Origin of the sequence: Undibacterium sp. TC4M20W, assembly GCF_049340245.1 — a bacterium.
Lineage (GTDB): Bacteria > Pseudomonadota > Gammaproteobacteria > Burkholderiales > Burkholderiaceae_D > Undibacterium.
This window is the reverse complement of record NZ_JBMPPI010000002.1, coordinates 379665-400506: the sequence shown is the minus strand read 5'-3', so window position 1 is coordinate 400506 and position 20842 is coordinate 379665. Positions and strand designations below refer to the sequence as shown.

At 50.1% G+C, this 20842-nt stretch carries 14 protein-coding genes; 8 read left to right on the top strand and 6 right to left on the bottom strand.

Going from position 1 to position 20842, the window contains the following annotated elements; all coding sequences use genetic code 11:
* Positions 1 to 21: 21 nt before the first annotated feature.
* The 4 genes from ACO0LL_RS04235 (at position 22) to ACO0LL_RS04220 (ending at position 4605) form a co-directional block, all read left to right on the top strand.
* Positions 22 to 798, top strand: a complete 777-nt coding sequence (locus ACO0LL_RS04235; RefSeq protein ID WP_422949634.1) for an enoyl-CoA hydratase — start codon at positions 22 to 24, stop codon at positions 796 to 798.
* Positions 799 to 1078: 280 nt separating this feature from the next.
* Positions 1079 to 2233, top strand: a complete 1155-nt coding sequence (locus tag ACO0LL_RS04230) for a sensor histidine kinase (protein WP_422949633.1) — start codon at positions 1079 to 1081, stop codon at positions 2231 to 2233.
* A gap of 81 nt (positions 2234 to 2314) precedes the next feature.
* On the top strand, positions 2315 to 3703 hold the full coding sequence (locus tag ACO0LL_RS04225) for a diguanylate cyclase domain-containing protein (RefSeq protein ID WP_422949632.1): 1389 nt from the start codon (positions 2315 to 2317) through the stop codon (positions 3701 to 3703).
* Between the two features lie 107 nt (positions 3704 to 3810).
* A complete protein-coding gene (locus ACO0LL_RS04220) occupies positions 3811 to 4605 on the top strand; it encodes a substrate-binding periplasmic protein (protein ID WP_422949631.1) in 795 nt (264 codons plus the stop codon).
* 57 nt (positions 4606 to 4662) lie between these two features.
* Here ACO0LL_RS04220 and ACO0LL_RS04215 read toward each other — a convergent pair whose 3' ends face one another.
* Entirely contained in the window at positions 4663 to 5607 is a 945-nt protein-coding gene (locus ACO0LL_RS04215; RefSeq protein ID WP_422949630.1) for a CHAD domain-containing protein, read from the bottom strand.
* Between the two features lie 443 nt (positions 5608 to 6050).
* On the opposite strand from ACO0LL_RS04215, the gene ACO0LL_RS04210 reads away from it, so the two are divergent.
* Entirely contained in the window at positions 6051 to 7088 is a 1038-nt protein-coding gene (locus ACO0LL_RS04210) for a zinc-dependent alcohol dehydrogenase family protein (protein WP_422949629.1), read from the top strand.
* Positions 7089 to 7142: 54 nt separating this feature from the next.
* On the opposite strand, the gene ACO0LL_RS04205 is transcribed toward ACO0LL_RS04210, so the two are convergent.
* The 3 genes from ACO0LL_RS04205 to ACO0LL_RS04195 form a co-directional block, all read right to left on the bottom strand.
* On the bottom strand, positions 7143 to 8477 hold the full coding sequence (locus ACO0LL_RS04205; RefSeq protein ID WP_422949628.1) for an alpha/beta hydrolase family protein: 1335 nt from the start codon (positions 8475 to 8477) through the stop codon (positions 7143 to 7145).
* Positions 8478 to 8563: 86 nt separating this feature from the next.
* On the bottom strand, positions 8564 to 9853 hold the full coding sequence (locus ACO0LL_RS04200; RefSeq protein ID WP_422949627.1) for an LLM class flavin-dependent oxidoreductase: 1290 nt from the start codon (positions 9851 to 9853) through the stop codon (positions 8564 to 8566).
* Between the two features lie 4 nt (positions 9854 to 9857).
* Positions 9858 to 12113 (bottom strand): TonB-dependent receptor, encoded by a 2256-nt coding sequence (locus ACO0LL_RS04195; protein WP_422949626.1) that lies wholly within the window; start codon positions 12111 to 12113, stop codon positions 9858 to 9860.
* 209 nt (positions 12114 to 12322) lie between these two features.
* Here ACO0LL_RS04195 and ACO0LL_RS04190 point away from each other — a divergent pair, with 209 nt between their 5' ends.
* The 3 genes from ACO0LL_RS04190 (at position 12323) to ACO0LL_RS04180 (ending at position 18336) form a co-directional block, all read left to right on the top strand.
* Positions 12323 to 13375: a LacI family DNA-binding transcriptional regulator gene (locus tag ACO0LL_RS04190; protein WP_422949625.1), complete on the top strand. Its 1053-nt coding sequence runs from the start codon at positions 12323 to 12325 to the stop codon at positions 13373 to 13375.
* A 52-nt stretch (positions 13376 to 13427) separates the two neighbouring features.
* Positions 13428 to 14381, top strand: coding sequence for a sulfonate ABC transporter substrate-binding protein (locus ACO0LL_RS04185; protein ID WP_422949624.1), 954 nt, complete (start codon positions 13428 to 13430; stop codon positions 14379 to 14381).
* A 145-nt stretch (positions 14382 to 14526) separates the two neighbouring features.
* Positions 14527 to 18336, top strand: coding sequence for an ATP-binding protein (locus ACO0LL_RS04180; protein ID WP_422949623.1), 3810 nt, complete (start codon positions 14527 to 14529; stop codon positions 18334 to 18336).
* 65 nt (positions 18337 to 18401) lie between these two features.
* Here ACO0LL_RS04180 and ACO0LL_RS04175 read toward each other — a convergent pair whose 3' ends face one another.
* Together ACO0LL_RS04175 and oxlT are read right to left on the bottom strand one after the other, a co-directional pair.
* Entirely contained in the window at positions 18402 to 19211 is an 810-nt protein-coding gene (locus tag ACO0LL_RS04175) for a DUF72 domain-containing protein (protein ID WP_422949622.1), read from the bottom strand.
* Positions 19212 to 19420: 209 nt separating this feature from the next.
* Complete coding sequence (gene oxlT / locus ACO0LL_RS04170; RefSeq protein WP_422949621.1) at positions 19421 to 20701, bottom strand: oxalate/formate MFS antiporter; 1281 nt, start codon at positions 20699 to 20701, stop codon at positions 19421 to 19423.
* Positions 20702 to 20842: the final 141 nt, after the last annotated feature.

Below are 20842 nucleotides of genomic sequence, written 5' to 3'. Positions count from 1 at the left end.
CAATAACAAGAGACTACAACAATGGATATACTGACCCACAAAGAAAATGGAATTTTGACGATCAACTTCAATCGTCCAGAAAAGAAAAATGCCATCACCCAGGCCATGTACCAGGCCATGGCAGATGCACTGCGCGATGCAGAAACAGACGTGGCCGTACGCGCCATCCTCATCACCGGCAAGCCAGAAATTTTTACCGCCGGTAATGACCTTGAAGATTTCATGAAAAACGCCCGCAGCCTGGCCGAGCCAGACGCCGTGCCACCCGTTTATCAATTCATGCAAGCCTTGAACGAATCAGGCAAGCCAGTAATAGCCGCCGTCTCCGGCGCCGCAGTCGGCATAGGCACCACGCTACTCATGCATTGCGACATGATTTACCTGGCAGAAAATGCCAAACTGTCGATGCCATTCACCCAGCTTGGCCTGTGCCCCGAGTTTGCCTCCAGCATGATATTCCAGCAAATCGTCGGCTATCAACGCGCCGCAGAAAAACTCATGCTGGGCGAAGCCTTCACCGCTGCAGAAGCGTTTGAAATCGGCTTCGTCAATAAAGTCTTGCCACTGGAAGCATTGCTCCCCTATGCCCAGCAACAAGCTGCCAAACTGGTCGCACTTCCAGCCGCTTCCATACGCGCCACCAAACGCCTGATGAAAGGCAACCAACCCGCTGCAATCAGCGCCAAGATGACTGAAGAAAATAAATATTTCTCGGCCATGCTGAATGCACCAGAAGCGAAAGAGGCATTCACGGCTTTCTTTCAAAAACGTAAGCCTGATTTTAGTCAGTTTAATTAAGCTTGCCGTTGAGCGCCGGGCGCACTAATTCTTGTCTTTGAACTGGAATTGACTGAAACCTGAGTTGAGATGACGTAGTGACGAAGGTCGGCTAGTAAGCCGACCAGGCTCAAGTTTTGCCTCAAAAAATTGTTATATAAGTGCGATAGCGCACAGACCTTGCGAGATTGGCCAACTAATATTATAAGATGCGTCAATATGTATTGATGTAAATCCCCAAAACGGCAGCACTTGTCGCAGGCCTTCAATTGACAGGCATGGGAAACCTATGAGGTCTTCCATGATGCACGATTTTTTAATCGCCAATCGAGCGGAACTTGAGCGACGATGCCGCGAAAAAGTTGCAAGCCGCCCTAATAGAACACCACCAAACACGCAGCAAATGGAACAAGGTGTCCCCATGTTCCTCAACCAGTTGATACGAACCCTGCAAGCTGAAAGCAAAGGGGAGGCAGCCATAGCCATGGCTGTGTCCGGCCCTTCCTCTGGTGATCCTGATCGTCATGCGGAAATTGGTGTATCTGCGGCAATTCATGGCGTAGATCTCTTGACGCTTGGTTATACGATTAATGAAGTTGTCCATAATTATGGCGATGTCTGCCAGGCGGTATCTGATCTCTCTATGGATCTTGGGCAGAAATTTGAAATCAGCGAATTCCGTACACTCAATCGTTGTCTGGATAATGGCATTGCTGATGCGGTGACTTCATTCAGTGAGCATCGCGACCTGGTCATCGCTGATGAACAAGCGTTGCAGACAAATGAACGCCTCGGTTTCTTCGCACATGAATTACGTAATCATTTGAACACGGCAATGCTTGCACTGGCTGCTATCAAGACTGGTCATGTTGGTTTGATGGGTTCTACCGGCGGCGTTCTGGACCGCAGCCTGGTTGGGCTTCGCAGGCTGATTGACCGCTCACTTGCAGAGGTCCGTATCGGACCTGGCATGACTTTGCACCGCGCTGTTTTTGGTCTTGCAAATTTTATCGGTGAGGTGAAGTATTCGGCTTCACTGGAAGCTGAAATGCTGCATTGCAGATTTCACGTTGAGCAAACTTCTTCAATACTGCTGGTTGATGTTGACAAGGACTTGCTGTTTTCGGCGCTTGGCAATTTGTTGCAGAATGCTTTTAAATTCAGTGGCAAAGATGGGCTTGTCACGCTCAGTGTTGATGCAACTGCTGAACGCATACAGATCAAGGTTCAGGACAGCGGCCCTGGTATGAGCGAAGAGGCTGCGCGCGAAATTTTCCTGCCATTCACCCAAAGTGGCGCGAACAAGAGCGGGCTGGGTTTAGGGCTATCCATTGCCAGACGTAGTGTAGAAGCAAACGGAGGCTTGCTCACAGTCGAGAGTGCGCCAGGTCATGGTTGCCTGTTCATCATAGATTTGCCGCGCCGTTCAATTCAGTCTGGTGAATATATATCTTAAAGTCGGTTTTTTTATATGAGGGAATGGCAAGCCCGCTATAAAGCAATATCGAGCCAATATTGAGCCAATAGTGAGCCAATAGTGAGCCAATACAAAGCCAGGTTAGTTGCTCATGTCCTTCTTGAGAGCATCCATTTTATCGTTAGAAAAGTAGGTTCTATGGAATATCGTATTCTTATCCTTACCAATAATTCTGGCGATGCAAAGATATTGGAGGATGCACTCAGGCACTCAAGAGATGGTCCTTTTCTTACAGAATGCCTGAGCAGGCTTGATGCGGGCTTGTTACGACTGCAAAAAGCTGACATCGATTTGATTTTGGTGGACTTGTCACTGGCTGATAGCCAGGGAATCAATACTTTTAAAGATTTATTTTCAGCTTTCCCCACTATACCAATCATGACCCTGAGTGCACAGGAAGAAGAAGCCGCTGCCATTGAAGCTGTGCAACTTGGCGCGCAAGGATATTTGTCAAAGGGTTATTTTGTCAACAGCCTGGTTCCTCAATCGTTACAAAATATTATTCTCCGCAAGAATGTAGAAAAACAGCTTTACCAGGAACAGGCACGGGCTGAAATCGTATTGAATTCAATCGGTGACGCGATCATATGCACAGATATCAATGGGCAAATTGATTTTCTCAATGGCGCCGCGGAAGAGCTCACCGGATGGGATAAGGCAGATGCACATGGACACCAGATAGAAAAAATTTTTAAAACAATTAATGGCAAAACCCGGCAAGTAGAAATCAATACTGTGGAACTTGTTTTGAAGAAAAATGAAATTGTAGATCTGCCTGCAAATACTCTACTGATACGGAAAGACGGCAGTGAAGTCCACATCGAAGATTCTGCTTCACCTATTCATGACTATGATGGCAAACTTGCTGGCGCGGTCATTGTGTTCCATGATGTCAGTGTCGCCCAGGCTGTGACTGTCAAAATGACCCACCTGGCGCAACATGATGCCCTCACTAATTTACCTAATCGCACTCTGCTCAGTGACCGTATAGCGCAGGCAATTCATCTGGCCAAGAGAAACGATACACGACTTGCTGTATTGTTTCTGGATCTCGATAATTTCAAGCATATCAACGATTCAATGGGACATGCCAGCGGTGACGTATTATTGCAATCTGTGGCCCGGCGTCTCGGTGATTGTGTCCGTAGTTCTGACACTGTTAGCAGGTATGGTGGTGATGAGTTCGTCATTCTTTTAGTCGGGGGCAAGTATGCAGAAGATGCCGCGCTGATTGCAGAAAAAATACGGACAGCATTACTTCTCCCAATTCAGCATGAGCAAAAGAATTTATATGCACAGGCAAGCATCGGTATCAGCCTTTATCCGGGAGACGGCGAGGATGCAGAAACCTTGATAAAAAACGCGGACACTGCTATGTACCGTGCGAAAACTGCAGGCAGGAATAATTACGAATTTTTCCGCAATGATATGAAGCTAGATTCAAACTAGAAAGTTATTAGCGTTTTATCAAAAGGAACCCGCGGCATGGTTCACCAGAGATAATTGAACTCAGTTCTTGATGGCATCCATTGTCATTGCCTATGCATGAAATCTGTATGCCTTTGATCAAAATTAATCTATGCTGTACAAAGGGACAGAAAATCCTTGGAATAACAGGAGTGGATATGCGGCGGCGAACATTATTGCAACTTGTATCTTTGCCAGGGCTTATGTCGTTTAATGTCATGGCGCAAGAAAGCAAGACGCTGCAAATTTCTACCCTCATCGAAAAAGATCCTGCTACGCTCATCGTTGAAAAAATTATTGACACCGCTTATCGCAAACTGGGCTGGCATTTGAATGTCCATTATTTACCAGGCGAGCGTTCCTTGCGCAGTGCAAACAACGGAGAAATGGACGGCGAGTTGTACCGTAAGCTGGGGATGGAAAGAGATTATCCTAATCTGGTTATCGTGCCGGTCCCATTATTGACTTATGAAATTGTCATTTTTACCAACGGCACTCATTTTCTTGTCAACAGTTGGGAGAGCTTGCGGCCCTATACGATAGGTTTTGTCCGGGGCATTAAAATTATCGAACAAAACACGGTAGGAATGAAGCTGGAGGCAGCACCTACTGTACGTCAGGCATTTCAAAAAATGTTGCTGGGCCGTTCAGACATAGTTGTAGCAAACCGCATATCTGGCCTTGCGGCCTTGGCTGAAATGAAACAAACCGATGTCACGATATTGACGCCGCCCCTGGCTACCTTTCCTGTCTTTCATTATCTCAACAAGAAGCATGAGGCGCTAGTGCCGGGGTTGACGGCTGTTCTGCAAAAAATGCAGAGAGACAAAACTATGGAAAATATCCAGAACGCAGTCATGGTGGAACTGCAGCGGGGCGACTAAAGTGCTGTAGCAGAAACTTTGCAGATTGATATATCTTTATCCGCTTTGCAGTTGTGTTTATTTAGGTTCTGGCAAATGGATATCCTTAAATTTCTTCCAGGCTGACCTCAGTTTCTGCTGTTGCAGCTTATCTTGGGAAAACAGGTAGCCAAGGGCAAAATTGCTGCCCGCTATATGATCAGCCTGGCGCTCAGTTATAACTTGCAGTAATTTGCCCGCAACTGCACCGTCATTGATATTACCCAGAATATCCTGCAGTGTGCTTAAAGAATTTATATATGCATTGATATCTTTTGGAAAAAATAAATTCTCAAAAAAATTGCATGGGTAACGCGCATTTTTGATGGCAATTCTAAATTGATGACTTGTACGCGGATCTGCGCCAGCTTCTGCTTTAAATAATTTCTTGCCACGCTTGAGTAAATTCTTATGCTGATGAAATAAAACTTCCTGCGCAAATGAAACTAATTTTTCAGTGGAATGTTTATTCTTCAGAGACTTATCTGTTTCAATTAATGCCGACTTTTCAAGCCACGCAGATAACGCAGACATCAGTCGCTCTGAACGACTGTTCTTCAGTGCGATATAAATTCCTTTTTGCTTTTTTTCTGCGATAAACAAAGCGGCCTGTTGCAAGCGCGATAGCTGTGCCTCTGTCGGAGCGATGACTTCGATTGCGACGAGGGTGGAGCAAGAAAATACCTGCCAATCGCGCGCCTCGCCTAATTTTTTTGAGAGGTAATCCAGCTCTGCTTGTAATTTCTCAGGAACGCTAACTGAATGATCAAAGATTTTTAATGCTGAGTGTAGACGACGCAGGCCTACATGCATTTGGCGAATACAATCAGGATCTGCCCCAGTTTTGATTGCTGCATAGTTGTCCCGGATTTGTTCAAGACAGTTTTCCAGTATTGCACGAGCGGCAGGCTCCAGTTTCATTTGACGACGCAGTTTCAATTTGTACGCCTTAACTGCAACTGTTTGCGGTCTTGGTGATGACATCTTATCCTCTCAATTCCTGGACTGACCAGGACAGTTTATTTCAGTCACGCCAGACACTAATGTCTGAAGTTCAAAAATCGTTCAAAAATCTTTTAACAACTGCGCGACAACTCCTAACCGATTAAAACTGTATTCAATCATTGCTTGCTTGATGTATATCAATGTCTTTGGCTTGCGCATGTATAAGTATGGTGCGTGCATGATTGCCAGATAGAGCCATACTTCTGGTCACAGTGCGCTTATCATGTCGCGTGGTCTGTGTGGCAGCGAACCTAACTCATTTGCATCTATGCGCTGTACCGAACAGTTAAATGTTTACGCTCTTGTAATCATGAGGTGCTTATTAAAGCTCAGGTCCCTTTATCTCGCTGCTGCGTGATCTGCTTTCCAGTAGTCATCAAGTCATTCACTCATCCACTGCATTCACCATTGAAAGATAGCTCATGAAAGCTTTTGTTTATCAGGGCCCGGGAAAAAAATCCCTTGAAAACCGGACAAAGCCAGAAATCATCGCACCGACAGATGCGATAGTAAGACTAAGCAAAACAACGATCTGTGGTACTGATTTGCATATATTAAAAGGCGATGTCGCCAGTTGCCAACCTGGACGCATCCTCGGTCATGAAGGCGTAGGAGTTATTGAATCAACAGGCGCGGCTGTCAGCAATTTTAAAGTTGGCGACCATGTGCTGATATCCTGTATCAGCGCCTGCGGGAAATGTGAATTTTGCCGGAAACAAATGTTCTCGCACTGTACTACGGGCGGCTGGATACTTGGAAACACGATAGACGGTACACAGGCTGAATTTGTCCGCATTCCATACGCCGATACCAGCCTTTATCCTATCCCAGCGGGAGCAGATGAAGAAGCACTGGTCATGCTCAGCGATATCCTGCCTACTGGATTTGAATGCGGGGTCTTGAATGGCAAAGTACAACCCGGTAGCACCATAGCCATAGTCGGTGCCGGGCCGATTGGCCTTGCTGCATTGCTGACGGCGCAGTTTTATTCTCCTGCTGAAATCATCGTACTTGATCTGGACGATAATCGTCTTGCAGTCGCCCGCAAATTTGGTGCGACAAGCACTTTCAATAGCGCCGACGGCAAGGCAGCAGAAGCCGTCATGACACTGACCCATGGTCGGGGAGTGGATACTGCTATTGAAGCCGTGGGTATTCCTGCGACCTTTGAACTTTGCGAGCAGATTATTGGCGCGGGTGGAACGATTGCCAATATCGGTGTGCATGGGACAAAAGTTGATTTACATCTGGAAAGCCTGTGGGATCGCAATATTACGATTACCACCCGCCTGGTCGATGCAGTCAGCACGCCAATGTTACTTAAATCAGTGGCATCTAAAAAAATCGACCCGCAGCTATTGATCACACATCGGTTCAGTCTCGATCATATCCTGGACGCCTATGAGACATTTTCACATGCGGCCGACACCCACGCACTGAAAGTGATTATTGAAGTTTAGGTTTTAAATTCAAAATGTAGTCCAGACATCAATAAATCTGCCAACATACCAGCTTTATCTGGCTGTTGATGTAGCAGATTTTTGTTCAAGTTTTAAGCCTATCGCACTGCGCGCAGGAAAGCCCTTCCAGTAAGTGTGGTCTGGTTTTGGCTCACCACTTTCTTGCGTACTCCATTTACCGTCACGGGCATTTTCTGTCAGATTCAGGTAGGCATCCATGCTGCTGTCATTTTTGAGATATCTGGCGAGGAAGGCAGTCAGAAAATGTTGTGAGATATTGTTCATTCTGGTGTTGTCCCAGACGGCATCTATATAACTTTCTGCGGGTATTTTCTTCAGGCCAGCGATGGCTGCCCACGATTCTTTTGGTGCTGGTATCGGGGCACCGGCGTTGTGGTTGGCATTTTCAAAAGTCAGCAAATAACGCTGGGTATTGACGCTGTTTTCATAGATATTGCGCACACCTGGTGCATAGCCTGAGACATCGTCAGCACTTCCTGCGATAAAGAATATCGGTGTGCGTATGGCGGATAAAGCTGCTGCGTCCCACAAGCCTGCATTCCAGCCCCAGGGGGCAAATGCAACTGCTGCCTTGATGCGTTTGTCCTGGGACGCCAGATAGCTGGCATTGCCTGCCTGGCGTATCGCCAGCGCCTTGTCTGGTACAAAGGCGGCATTCACACTGGCTTCAGTTAGACCCGCGCCTATGGTATTGACCACGCCATAGCCACCCATGGAATAACCAATCAGGCCAGTATTGTCGGCATTGACGAGACCGGTAAACCTGCCTGTGGCATCATGCTTATTTAGAGCTGCCATCTGCTTCAGTACAAACAACTGATCTAGTGAGCGGTTCAGCAAGGTGCTGGAAAAAGCCTTGAGATCACTGTAAGTGCTGTCGGTATGATCAATCGCCACCACGACATAACCTTTGCTGGCCAGGTTTTCTGTCAGATGGCTGAGCAGGAAACGGTTGCCGGGGTAACCGTGCGAGACGATCAGCAGCGGGTAGGGACCATGCTGCGTATCTGGGACCGCATCGCGCACTGCCTGGCCACTGAGGCTGATCTCAGTCTTGCCATCGCGCAGGTAAGTCTGGTACTTGCCACCCACCGCTTGTTGCGCTTTCAATGTGGCGGGATACCAGACCTCTACCGTCAATGGCCTGTCGTAATACACAGGCTCAGCACCAGCCTTGCTATTGATGATATCCAGCTGCCTGGGGTTACTCAGGTTTAGGCTGGTGATGCCGACTTTGTACTGGCCATACGCTGCCAGTTCTGGTGCATCTGGCCGTATCTGATCAATACGATTGTCTTGCGCACTTACCCATAATGGGGATAACAGCGTGCAGGCGGCAAAGAGTACGTACAGTTTTTTTGATGGCATCGCCGGCTTTCACAAAGAATTTTCGATAAAGAAAGATGCTGACTAAGTTGTCAGCATACTCCAGATGATAATCAGGGATGATGTCATTATCTGGTCTCTGGAAAAGCCAGGCCCAGGTTTTCACGCAAGGTATTACCCTCATAGCTGCTTCTGAATAAACCGCGCTTTTGCAATTCAGGTACCACCAGTTCAGCAAAATCATCGAAACCACCTGGTAAATAAGGCGGCATGATATTGAAGCCATCGGCAGCTTCATTTTCAAACCATAGCTGGATCTGGTCGGCGATTGTCTCAGGTGTGCCTATCAGCGTAAAGTGACCGCGGCCACCTGCGATGCGCAAATACAGTTCGCGTATGCTGAGGTTTTCACCCTGTGCCAACTGGGTCAGTAATTTTTGCCGGCTTTGCTGGCCATTGTCTGTCAAGGGCAATTCTGGCAAAGGCTCATCGAGCGGGTAGCCTGATAAATCGAAATTGCCTATCATGCGGCCCAATAACGCCAGGCCATCCTTGGGTAGCACCAGGTCTTGCAATGTCTGGAATTTTTCCTGTACTTCTTCCAGAGTTTTTCCAACTACCGGGAACAGGCCGGGCATGATCTTCAAGCTATCGGCGTCGCGGCCTGCCTGGACTACCCGGCTTTTCAAATCACGGTAAAAAGCCTGGGCAGATGCCAGATTGGGATGGGCGGTAAACACCACATCCGCAGTTTCTGCCGCCAGGTTTTTACCCGCTTCCGAGCCGCCTGCCTGCACGACGATGGGTTGCCCTTGTGGACTGCGGCTGACGTTCAGTGGGCCAGCCACCGAAAAATAATCACCCTTGTGATTCAGCGTATGCAGTTTTTCCCTGTCGAACTGTATGTCTTTCTCTTTATCGTTAACGATTGCATCGTCTTCCCAGCTATTCCACAGGCCTTGCACTACCTGATGAAACTCTCTGGCCCTGGCATAGCGCTCGCTATGTGCTACATGCTCACTGCGGCCAAAATTGGCAGCTTCGCTGGCATTGTCCGAGGTCACCAGGTTCCAGCCTGCACGGCCACCCGAAATGCGGTCTAGCGAGGCAAATTTGCGGGCGACGTGATAAGGCTCGTTATAGGTAGTGGTGGCCGTACCTATGAGGCCGATATGCTCAGTCACGGCGGCAAGTGCTGACAGCAGCGTCAATGGCTCCAGGCCACCGACGCCGCTGCTCAGGGCAACACTGTCGGCAAAGAATACAGTATCGAAGCAGGCACGCTCGGCAGTCTGCGCCAGTTTTTTGTACAGCGCAAACGGCTGGCTGCCATTGTCGGCCTGCGGATGACGCCAGGCCGCCACATGATGCCCGTTATGCAGCAGGAATGCGCCCAGTTTTAATTGACGTGTCGCCATGAGATCAGAAGTCTTTCCTGAGATTGACGCCAAAATAGCGCTGGTCATCTCGTGGTACCGCGCGCGTCACGGTATTGGTGCCATTCACCAGATTGGTCGCATAAGATTTGTCGCCCAGGTTTTTAGCGATCAAGGCCAGGCGCCAGCCATTGTCTGGGGCCGACAATGCCACGCTGGCATTCCATAAACCTACGCTTCCCTGTATGGTCGTTGTCGATTGGAACAAGTCATACTGCACCTTGCTTTGCCAGCTAAAGTCGCTTGCTACATCCACCTGCAAACCATTATTGAGCGGTATGGTGTAACTGGCGCGGGCAAAAGATTTCCACTTAGGCGAAAATGGCAAGGTCTGACCATTCAGGTTGCAGGAAGCTGCTGCGGCGGCAGGGCAATTGAACTGGTCTATGCGTGCATCGATATAGGCCAGCGATGCGCTCAGGTTCAGGCGGGGTATTGGCCTGGCTTCCACTTCCAGTTCCACACCACGGGTAGATACTTCACCTGCATTGATGAGGCGGGTGACAACGGCACCGGCGACAGTGTCATAAAAGTTGGCCTGGTAATTGGAATAGTTAGTCTGGAAAGCTGCAACATTAAAGCTGAGTTTGCGGTCCAGCAGCAAGGCTTTGATGCCTACTTCAAATGAATCTGACAGCTCTGGCTTCAAAGCCAGGGTGTCACGGCTGAGCATATTGAAAAATACGTTGTACGCAGGGCCCTTGTAGCCGCGCGATAAGGTGGCATAACTGCTGATGCTTTTGCTGATATCAAATTGCAAGCCTATGCGCCCTGAGAATGCACTTTCTGTGGTGGAACCAGCATTTGCAGTCGCTGGTTGCACGCCCGGGAAGGCAACAGTCTGGGTAGATATGCGCGCATGTTCATAGGCCACTTCATCGCGCGTCCAGCGCAGGCCAGCCAGGAGTTTCCAGTCCGGGCTGAATTTATAATTACCTTCGCCAAACAGGGAATAGCTATCCGTCTTTACGCTGTAGGGCGCATAGCCGTAATTGATGGCGCTTGGCGAGGTAGTCACGATGCGCTGATAAGTTTCTTCATCCTTGCCATGCAGGTAGTAGGCACCAGCCACATATTCAAAGGCGGCATCTTTTGATGAGGCCAGCCGCAATTCCTGTGAGAACTGGCTGTAGTGCAAAGTGCCTATATCGCGCGTGGCCGGGAAGGCCGCATTGATGCGTGTGACATCTGCACTATTGCCTATCGCAGACGTCGTGGTGCGTTGTTCATTGTCCCATTGTCTTGCCGCTGTAATCGATGTCCAGGTATAGCCCTGATTGCGCCAATCCACCTGTGCCGATAAACCTTTATTGAAATCAGTAATCGCATTTGGCAAATCATAGACAACCTGGCGATTGTCCAGGCCCGGCCTGACCGGTGAAATTGCCTGTAGCAGCGGGGCATTGGTGGATTGCAGTACTACGTAGGTCGGTGAACTGGTCGAACGAAGGTAATCTGCAATCACACTGATGTCCAGGTCATTGTTCGGTGTCAGCAGAAATTTGGCGCGCGCACCCTTGCGGTCATAGCCATTCACCTTCTTTTGCGTACTCAGGTTATCGACATTGCCTTCATAAGAACTATCCAGCGCCGTGAATGATGCACTCAATAAATTGGGAGCCAGTGTGCCGGAGATGCCGGCGCGCAGGCGTTTTTCATTGCCTTCAAAATAAGAGGCATCAATGAAACCTGTGGTTTCTTTAGATGGTTTGCGGCTGAGTATATTGAACACACCTGAAGACGCATTTTTACCAAACAGCGTGCCTTGTGGGCCGCGCAACACTTCTATGCGGTCTATATCCAGCAGGTCCAGTGTCGCCTGGCCGGGGCGGGCATATACCACGCCATCCACCACGGTAGAAACCGTAGGTTCAACACCCGGAGAAGTGGAGATGGTACCGATGCCGCGCACAAAAATCGTCGAGTCTTTATTGCCACCCTGCTGGCGAAAATTCACACTCGGCAATTCAGCAACAATGCTGTCTATGCTGTTGCGATTGGCTTGTTCCAGCAAGTCACCATTCAAGACAGAAATCGCTATTGGTACTGAGCGTAAAGAAGCTTCGCGCCTGGTTGCGGTGACGGTGACCGATGGTAGCGTTGCCTGCTCTTCAGCCGAAGGACGCGGGCTGCTTTCTTCCGCAGCAACCGTACCCATGCTCAGAGCCGCACCTGCCAGCACTATGCCCAATTGCTGATAGCGTCGCTGTTGCGATAATTTGTTTTTTGCATTGACTTTCATACGCTTTCCTTTGATTAAAACTTTTTTTGGTCACTTCGTTGGCTTAGTCGAATTGGTAATAAGCATCGAATTAAATGCAACTTTGTTCATGTAACAGCCGCTGTTAGAATCCGATGGTATCGATACCACTTATTTAGTTTCTGTGATGCCTGTGCATCTCGTCAAAGAATTAAAACAATCATCGATATGTCTTTTAAAAATATGCAGAGATGAATAAAGAAAATAAAGAAAATAAAGTACGTCAGAGTCGCGGCTCTGGCCGGGCGACTATTCATGATGTGGCGCGGGTTGCCGGGGTGGGTTCCATTACGGTGTCACGCTATTTCAAGCAGCCCGCGCTGGTGTCGGCTGCGCTCAGCGAGCGCATTGCGGTGGCAGTGAAAAGCCTGAATTATCTTCCCAACCTGGCTGCAGGCGGGCTCAAGTCTGCGCATGCGCGCATTGTTGGCATGGTTATTCCCAATATCTCGGGGCCAATTTTTGCGCATACCATACAGAGCTTTAGCGATGTACTGACTGCGCATGGCTATCAGTTGTTGCTGGCGTCGAGTTATTTTTCTGTTGAGCAGGAAGAAGCCGCAGTGCGTACTTTCCTGGGCTGGTCACCCGCTGCATTGGTGGTGACGGGGCAATACCATACCAAGGGCACTGTGCAGTTACTCAATGCCGCGAATATCCCGGTGGTAGAAACCTGGGATTACCAGCCGCGCCGCAAATACATGCAGGTGGGTTTTTCACATGAAGAGGTTGGCAAGCAGGCCGCACGTTACTTGCTCAAAAAGGGCTACAAGCGTATCGCCTTTGTACAAAACAGTGTTGCCGGTGATGAGAGTGCCATAGACAGGCGCGATGGCTATGCCAGCATCATGCGCGAAGCAGGGTTGGAACCCTGGTTCTTTTTGCCTACTGCTGCCACACCTTTTGACGCAGGCAAGCAAGCGATGGAAGCATTGGCCACGCGCAAACGCAATGCTGTCGAAGCCATCATTTTTGCCAATGACAATCTGGCAGCCTCGGCCATACTGGCCGGACAAAGAGCAGGCATACGCATGCCTGAACAATGTGCGATTGTGGGTTTTGGTGACTATGCGATGTCGTCCATGCTCTTGCCCAGCCTGACCACCATCCGTCCGCCTGCAAAAGAGATAGGTGAAATCGCTGCTCTGCGCATTTTGCAAAGCCTGGGTGAAATAGAGGCCAGTGACAAGGTGCAAAGGCTAAATCTCTTGCAATGTGAAATGCTGGAGCGCGAGAGCGCTTAGCCTGTATTCAAATGTATTTAAATTTATCAAGTCGTGAATTCGAAAGTGATGTATGAAAAAACTGTCTCTTTTTATTTTGTTCAAAATTATTTTACTAACCAGCCTGTCTGCAATGGCAGCAGACGACAAGCTGATCGCCATAGGTTTTCAAAAAGGCAGTGGCTTACTATCCATCCTGAAAGCCCAGGGCACGCTGGAAAAGACACTTGCTGCGCAAAAGTTGCAGGTAAAGTGGATAGAGTTTCCGGCAGGCCCGCAATTGCTGGAAGCCTTGAATGCAGGCAATGTTGATTTTGGTTTGACAGGTGCGCCACCACCGATATTTGCCCAGGCTGCCGGGGTGGATTTGTTGTATGTCGGTGCAGAACCTTCTTCGCCAGCATGTGAGGCTATCCTGGTGCCTAAAGAGTCACCCATCAAGACGGTTGCTGATCTCAAGGGCAAGAAGGTGGCTTTTCAAAAAGGTTCCAGTTCTAACTTATTGATACTGGCGGCCTTGCGCAAGGCTGGCCTGGGTATGCAAGACATACAGCCCATCCATCTGTCACCGGCAGATGCACGCGCTGCTTTTGTCAGTGGCAATATCGATGCTTGGATAGTCTGGGACCCTTATCTGGCGTCGGTGCAGCATAGTCTGCCTGTCAGGGTGCTGGCAGATCATCAGGGGCTGCTGCCTGCCAATAGTTTTTATGAGGCATCGCGCCGCCTGGTGGAAAAAAATCCGCAGGCATTGAATACCATTCTTGCAGAACTTGCCGCTACTGCCGTGTGGGCCAATCAGCATCCACAACAATTGGCCAGCACTATCGCTGGTCAGTTAGGCATGCCACTGGAAGTAATCACTACCTGGCAGCAGCGTAGCCGCTATGGCGTGATGCCAGTGAACGCCACCGTGGTCAGCCGCCAGCAGGAAATTGCTGACCTGTTTTATCAAAATAAACTGATACCAAAGGCTGTCAGGATCAATGATAAAGCCTGGCTCTGGGTGCCCAGGGCGGGTAACTGACGGGTAACTCACGGGTACTTGAAGTGACCGTCACATCTCAGTTCTTGCATATCCAGTTTGCCTTTGGCAAATCGGAGATGCATCAGGTGAAGAAATCTTAAAAAATGATATCCTGTGCAAGTTACCATTTATGCAGGTCTTCGCCATGCACAGCGATCAAATTGCAGCCGTTCTTAAAGAGCATAAATTTCTCAGTGCCCCAGGTCAGTTAGGTAGCCTGATTGCCTCGCGTGACTGGTCAAAAACATCACTGGGCCCAATTTCTGGCTGGCCGCAGAGCCTTAAGACAGCTGTCAGCCTGATACTGAGTTCCCCCCAGCCTATGTGGATAGGTTGGGGGGAAGATATCGCCTTTCTCTACAATGATGCCTATATCGATGTACTTAGCCTGGCCAAGCATCCACAGGCATTGGGTCTGCCGGCGGCCGAGATTTGGTCAGAAATATGGGATATTTGCGGCCCGTTGGCCAATCGTGTGTTTGCTTTGGGTGAAGCCACCAATGCAGATAGCGTGCGCTTGTTCATGAACCGTGGCGATTTTCTGGAAGAAACTTTTTTCTCTTTTTCATACAGCCCTATCCGCGATGAATCAGGCAATGTCGCTGGCCTTTTTTGCCCTAATCTTGATGTCACCGCAAAGCACTTGAATGCGCGCCGTTTGCGGACGTTGTCAGAAATGGCCGCTAGGTCCTTGCTGGAAAAAACCGTGCGTGCTGCTGCGGACAGCGTTATCGCGGTCCTGGCGGGTAATCCAGACGATATCCCGTTTGCACTGTTATACCTGAATCATCAAGCGGCAGGGCAGCAAGCAGTAGCCACGGGGCTGCAACTTTGGCAGGCAACCGGGATCGCTGTTGAAAATGTTCCTGCCATTATTGCTCCTGATTCAGAGGAGGGTGACGATGCTGCCGTTGGCAAAGTCTCCCTTTCGCTCGTGCTTGAACGCGCTGTTTCGGCCAGCATGGTCGAAGGTGCATCGCATAAGCTTGAGTTCCCTTTAGGGCAGGCTCTGCCAACTGGCCTTGCAGGACAGCCTGTACGTCAGGCATTGATATTGCCGCTGCTTGCTTCAGGTGCGACAGTCGCTGTACTGGTACTTGGTATCAGCCCCGTGCGCAAACTGGATCATGATTACCGCAGTTTCTTTGATCTGGTTGCCACGCAGTGTGGTAATGCACTTCAGAACGCCAGGGCTGCCGAGGAAGAACGCTTGCGACTGGATATGCTGGCAGAGATTGATCAGGCCAAGACACAGTTTTTCAGCAACGTCAGCCATGAATTCCGTACGCCACTGACCTTGATGCTGGCACCGCTTGAAGAAGCGCTGGAAGAAGCAGATACCTTGCCAGCAGCCCAGCGCCAGCGACTTGAACTGATGCAGCGTAATGCGGTCAGGCTGCAAAAGCTGGTGAATACCCTGCTTGAATTTTCACGGGTGCAGGCAGGCCGTGCCCAGGCTGCTTTCGAGCCTACTGATCTGGCAGCACTCACGACCGACCTTGCCAGCAGCTTTCGTTCGACGGTGGAGAGTACCGGCATGCAACTGACCGTAGACTGCGCCCCATTGCCAGCCCCGGTCTATGTCGATGTCGCGATGTGGGAAAAGATTATCCTTAATCTGCTCTCGAACGCTTTCAAATTCACTTTTGAAGGTCAGATCACAGTGAGCATGCGTGCCGCGCCGGATCAGGGCGCAGTTATCGTGACCATCGCCGACACTGGCATAGGCATCGCGGCTGAGCAATTACCCCGCTTGTTTGAACGCTTTCACCGGATACAAAGCGCCCGTTCGCGCACGCATGAAGGTTCGGGCATAGGCCTGGCACTCGTACATGACCTGGTGGCACTACAGGGTGGTGCGATTTGGGTTGATAGTGAGCCTGGTCGCGGTAGCCGCTTCCATATCAGCCTGCCTATGGGCAGCTCTCATCTTGATGCCTCACAGATACGCCAGTCGCGGCAGGGAAGCGCCAACCATGCAACTACCAGGGCTTATGTAGCTGAGGCTGCCGGCTGGATAGGTGTGCCCTTGCAGCCAGTATTACCTGAGCCAGAGGCATTGCCAGTTCCGGTATCGTCCGAGCGCGTATTAATTGTCGATGACAATACTGACATGCGTGATTATCTGAGCCGTTTGTTGAAGCCGCGCTGGCAAATTGAGGTTGTTGCCAACGGCGTAGAAGCATTGGCCGCAATAAAGCAACAGATGCCAGACCTGATTGTATCTGATGTCATGATGCCCCAACTAGATGGTTTTGGTTTGCTGGCAGCTTTGCGCTCTGACCCGGTGACACGTGAATTGCCGGTGCTGCTGCTGTCTGCCCGTGCGGGCGAAGAGGCACGTCTGGAAGGTTTGCAGGCTGGTGCCAATGATTACCTGGTCAAGCCATTCTCTGGCCGTGAATTACTGGCAAGGATAGATGCAATGTTACTGCGTCAGCGCGTGCGCACTATAGAGAAAAGCGCAACGCGGCGCATGCAGACTATTTTCAGCCAGGCACCTGTCGCCATCGCTATTTTGAGAGGGCCGCTGCATGTGTTTGAGCTGGCGAATGAACGCTACCTGGAACTGGTGGGGCACCGCAAATTGACGGGGCTGTCGATACGGCAGGCATTTCCTGAACTGGAAGGGCAGCTAATATTTGGCTTGCTGGATGAAGTCTATTCCACTGGAGTGCCCTATATGGGGCGCTCAGTACGGGTCGATCTGGTGCGCGGCAGCCCGCCGCAACAAGTTGAATGTTATTTTGATTTTGTCTATCAGCCGCTATGCGCTGAAGATGGCAGTATCGAAGGTGTCGCGGTAGTGGTATTCGAGGTCACTGAGCTGACCAGCGCCAAGCGTGCAGCAGAAATTGCCAATCTTGCCAAGGATGAATTCCTGGCCATGCTGGGTCACGAATTGCGTAACCCCCTGGCCCCCATCGTCACCGCCTTGCAATTGATGCGCCTGCGTGGTGTAGAGGCTGCCCAAAAAGAACGCGCCGTGATAGAGCGGCAAGTGCAGCATCTAGTGGCACTGGTCGATGATTTGCTGGATGTTTCGCGCGTCACCCAGGGCAAGATTGAACTACGCAAGAAAGTGATAGAACTGGGCGAGGTGGTGGCGAATGCGATAGAAACCATCAGCCCCCTGATCGAAGGCAAGCTCCATCATCTCAGCGTCGAGGTCGCCGCCAGTGGCCTGCCGGTGCAGGCAGATCCGGTAAGATTGAGGCAGGTCATCGCCAATTTGCTCAGCAATGCGGCCAAATATACCGAGCAGGGAGGCCAGTTGCATATTGCTGCACGGCGCCAGGATAATCAGGTACTGTTGACGGTCAGCGATAATGGCATAGGTATCAGCGCCAGCACCTTGCCGACTATTTTTGATTTGTTCGTGCAGGAACGTCAGGCCCTGAGCCGGTCGCAAGGCGGATTGGGGCTGGGGCTGGCGATTGCGCGCAGCATGATGGCACTCCATGGTGGCAGTGTCGAGGCGCATAGCGATGGCCTGGGCATGGGCAGCACGTTCACACTGCGTTTGCCAGCTTATGAGCAATTGGAATCAAGCGCGACCGAGGTGATATCAGGCCCGGGCGTTGAGACAGAAATCGTCAATCACAAGGGCTTGAGTATCCTGATAGTCGATGATAACGAAGATGCCGCGCGGGTATTGCAGGATATACTGGAAATGCAGGGGCACAGAGTGAAGGTCGTGTTGAACGGCCCGGCTGCCTTGCAACTGGCACCCGTATTTCAGCCAGAAGTGTGTTTGCTCGACATCGGCCTGCCTGGCATGGATGGTTATGAACTCGCTCAACGCCTGCGCCAATTACCCGGCGGCCCATCGTTACGCCTGTTTGCGGTAACTGGCTATGGCCAAAGTGAAGACCGTCGCCGTGCGGCTGAGCATGGTTTTGACGAGCACTTTGTCAAGCCGCTGGATATTGCCAAGCTTAATGCCTTGTTATAGCCGCAGTGAATGAATTTGCAACTCACTTACAACTCACTTGAAACTTATTTGCAAGTGAGTTGCAGCTAAGTTTGCTGCCGCTGCAAAGTAATAGCATTTGGAAACGCCGCCCCCTCTGCCGTATTATCGAACACGCACCAGATATGTTTGCAATGTGCCGATAATGCGGCAACGCGTAGCGACAGCTTGTCCAGATATTCTGGTTCATAACTGGAACGGTACATATGTGGGCTGCCATGCAGCCTCAAATACGCAATGGATGAAGTCAGAGGGAAATCTTCCTGCAGCACTTGATATCCTGCAATCCCGGGAGCGGCTGCCACCAGGCAGATATCATTTTCAAACAACAGATCAAATGCGGCAGCCTGGAACCAGGTGGCATGACGTGGTTCCAGCGCAAGCGGGGCATGACTGAGTTGCTTCAGCAAGCCAAAAAATCTTTGCGCGACCTGGTAATCAAAAGACAGGCTGGGAGGGAGTTGTATTAACAGGCATCCCAATTTCTCTTTGAGGTGTTCAGCTTCCATCACAAATTTCCGCAATTCCACATCGCAATTTTTTAAACGCAGAATATGCGTGACGGCTTTTGGTAGCTTGACTGAAAAGCGAAATTCATCAGGAACACTGGCGCGCCAGCGCGCATAGGTAGCAGCTTGATGCGGGCGGTAAAAAGAAGAGTTGATCTCAACACCACCCAGGGATTGTGCATAGCGTTGCAAATGAGTTAGCGCAGGCCCTTTAGTCTTTGATGCACTCAACTCATCCTCCAGATGGAGCAATGACGGGAATTGTGCCACTAATTCTGCATTGATCTGCCCAGGCACATTCCAGCCTGCACAGGCACAAATAAGCCGGGATGCAATTGCCTGTTTCATGGGGGTAAGCAAGAGAGCTAAAATTAAATCTTAATATGTTGCTCCCACTTTACATACCAGCTTTATCTGAAAATGATGTAAGAGAAAATGAGGTGCGTGGTAACCCTGAGATCTGCCCGCATACAGACGTAAAAAAACCGCAGTGATAGTGGTTCCTGCTTTACCACTATCACCACGGCTTCTTCAAACTCTCAGTAAATTATTAATGCTTACTGCAAATTACGCATGCGTGCACGCATGGGTTTGAGTACGGCCAGCGCCATGATGGCGGCCAGGGCATTTAAGCCTGCGGCTATATAAAACACTTCGTGCCAGCCTTTATAGGCCTCTACAACATACACAGACAGTGGCACCAGCAAGGATGCCGTACCCTTGGCGGTGTATAGCAGACCGGCATTGGTTGCAGCGAATTTACTGCCAAAGGTGTCACCACAAGTGGACGGGAAGAGGCTATAGATTTCACCCCAGCCAAAAAATACCAGACCAGTCAGCAAGACGAAAAGGACAGGGTCCTTACCAAAGATGCTCAATGCGAAGATACCTACTGCTTCCATCGCAAAAGCGATAAACATGGTGTTTTCACGACCGATATTGTCAGATACCCAGCCAAAGAAAGGGCGGGTGATGCCGTTGAAAATACGGTCCAGTGAAAGAGCAAAGGTCAGGGCAGGCAAGGTGAAGCCTATCAGCGATACCGGAATTTCAGCAATTTTGAAATCCTTGGCAATAGGGGCCAGTTGCGCAGTGGCGACCAGGCCGCCAGCAGCCATCATGACAAACATCAGATACATGACCCAGAACACCGGTGTCTTGATCATTTGCTTCCAGGTGAAATCTACTTTGGTCTGGCTGACACGTGCTGCTGGTGCTGCGGTAGTCGGAGCAGTCTTTGGTGTGCTCAACAAGAAGGACAGCAAGAATACCACCAGGCCCTGGCCCAGGCCAAAATACAGGAAGGCTGATTCATAGCCGGTGTTTTTGATCATGGCTGAAATTGGGATGATGGTCAGCGCCGATCCCATGCCAAATCCGGCGGCGGTCAGGCCTGCTGCCAGCCCGCGGCGGTCAGGGAACCATTTGAGCGCATTGCCCACGCAGGTGCCATATACCGCACCTGCGCCAATACCGCCGATTGCTGCAGCGAGATACAGTATCGTCAGGGAATCCGCATAGGAGTTCATGATCCAGGCCACGCCTATCAGCAAACCACCGACCATCACGACAGGGCGGGGACCGAATTTATCAACCAGATAGCCTTCTACCGGCACCAGCCAGGTTTCGGTCAGAACAAAGATGAAGAAGGCAACCTGTATGGCTTTGCGGCCCCAATGGTATTTTTGATCAAGGGGATCGACAAACAAGGTCCAGCCGTATTGCAGATTGGCGATCATCGCCATGCATATGATGCCTAGCAATAATTGCAGCCAGCGGTACTGCGAGGCGGTTGCTACCAGAGGAAGTTCTGGCTTGAGGGATATTTCCGGAGTCATGCGCCTGTCCTTTAATCAAAATCTGAGAGGTGAATAGAAGCAATGCTGGGTCATACTGGAGGTACAGAATCATATGCAAAAAATTTTGTCGAATTTGCTAGCCGATTCGACTAGACTATCATAAGGCATTTAAAGCTATTT

Coding starts and splice junctions, on each gene's coding strand:
- ACO0LL_RS04210 (WP_422949629.1), top strand. CDS start 6,051: ATGAAAGCTTTTGTTTATCAGGGCCCGGGAAAAAAATCCCTTGAAAAC.
- ACO0LL_RS04190 (WP_422949625.1), top strand. CDS start 12,323: ATGAATAAAGAAAATAAAGAAAATAAAGTACGTCAGAGTCGCGGCTCT.
- ACO0LL_RS04195 (WP_422949626.1), bottom strand. CDS start 12,113: ATGAAAGTCAATGCAAAAAACAAATTATCGCAACAGCGACGCTATCAG.
- ACO0LL_RS04175 (WP_422949622.1), bottom strand. CDS start 19,211: ATGAAACAGGCAATTGCATCCCGGCTTATTTGTGCCTGTGCAGGCTGG.
- ACO0LL_RS04215 (WP_422949630.1), bottom strand. CDS start 5,607: ATGTCATCACCAAGACCGCAAACAGTTGCAGTTAAGGCGTACAAATTG.
- ACO0LL_RS04230 (WP_422949633.1), top strand. CDS start 1,079: ATGATGCACGATTTTTTAATCGCCAATCGAGCGGAACTTGAGCGACGA.
- oxlT (WP_422949621.1), bottom strand. CDS start 20,701: ATGACTCCGGAAATATCCCTCAAGCCAGAACTTCCTCTGGTAGCAACC.
- ACO0LL_RS04185 (WP_422949624.1), top strand. CDS start 13,428: ATGAAAAAACTGTCTCTTTTTATTTTGTTCAAAATTATTTTACTAACC.
- ACO0LL_RS04180 (WP_422949623.1), top strand. CDS start 14,527: ATGCACAGCGATCAAATTGCAGCCGTTCTTAAAGAGCATAAATTTCTC.
- ACO0LL_RS04235 (WP_422949634.1), top strand. CDS start 22: ATGGATATACTGACCCACAAAGAAAATGGAATTTTGACGATCAACTTC.
- ACO0LL_RS04220 (WP_422949631.1), top strand. CDS start 3,811: ATGCCTTTGATCAAAATTAATCTATGCTGTACAAAGGGACAGAAAATC.
- ACO0LL_RS04200 (WP_422949627.1), bottom strand. CDS start 9,853: ATGGCGACACGTCAATTAAAACTGGGCGCATTCCTGCTGCATAACGGG.
- ACO0LL_RS04205 (WP_422949628.1), bottom strand. CDS start 8,477: ATGCCATCAAAAAAACTGTACGTACTCTTTGCCGCCTGCACGCTGTTA.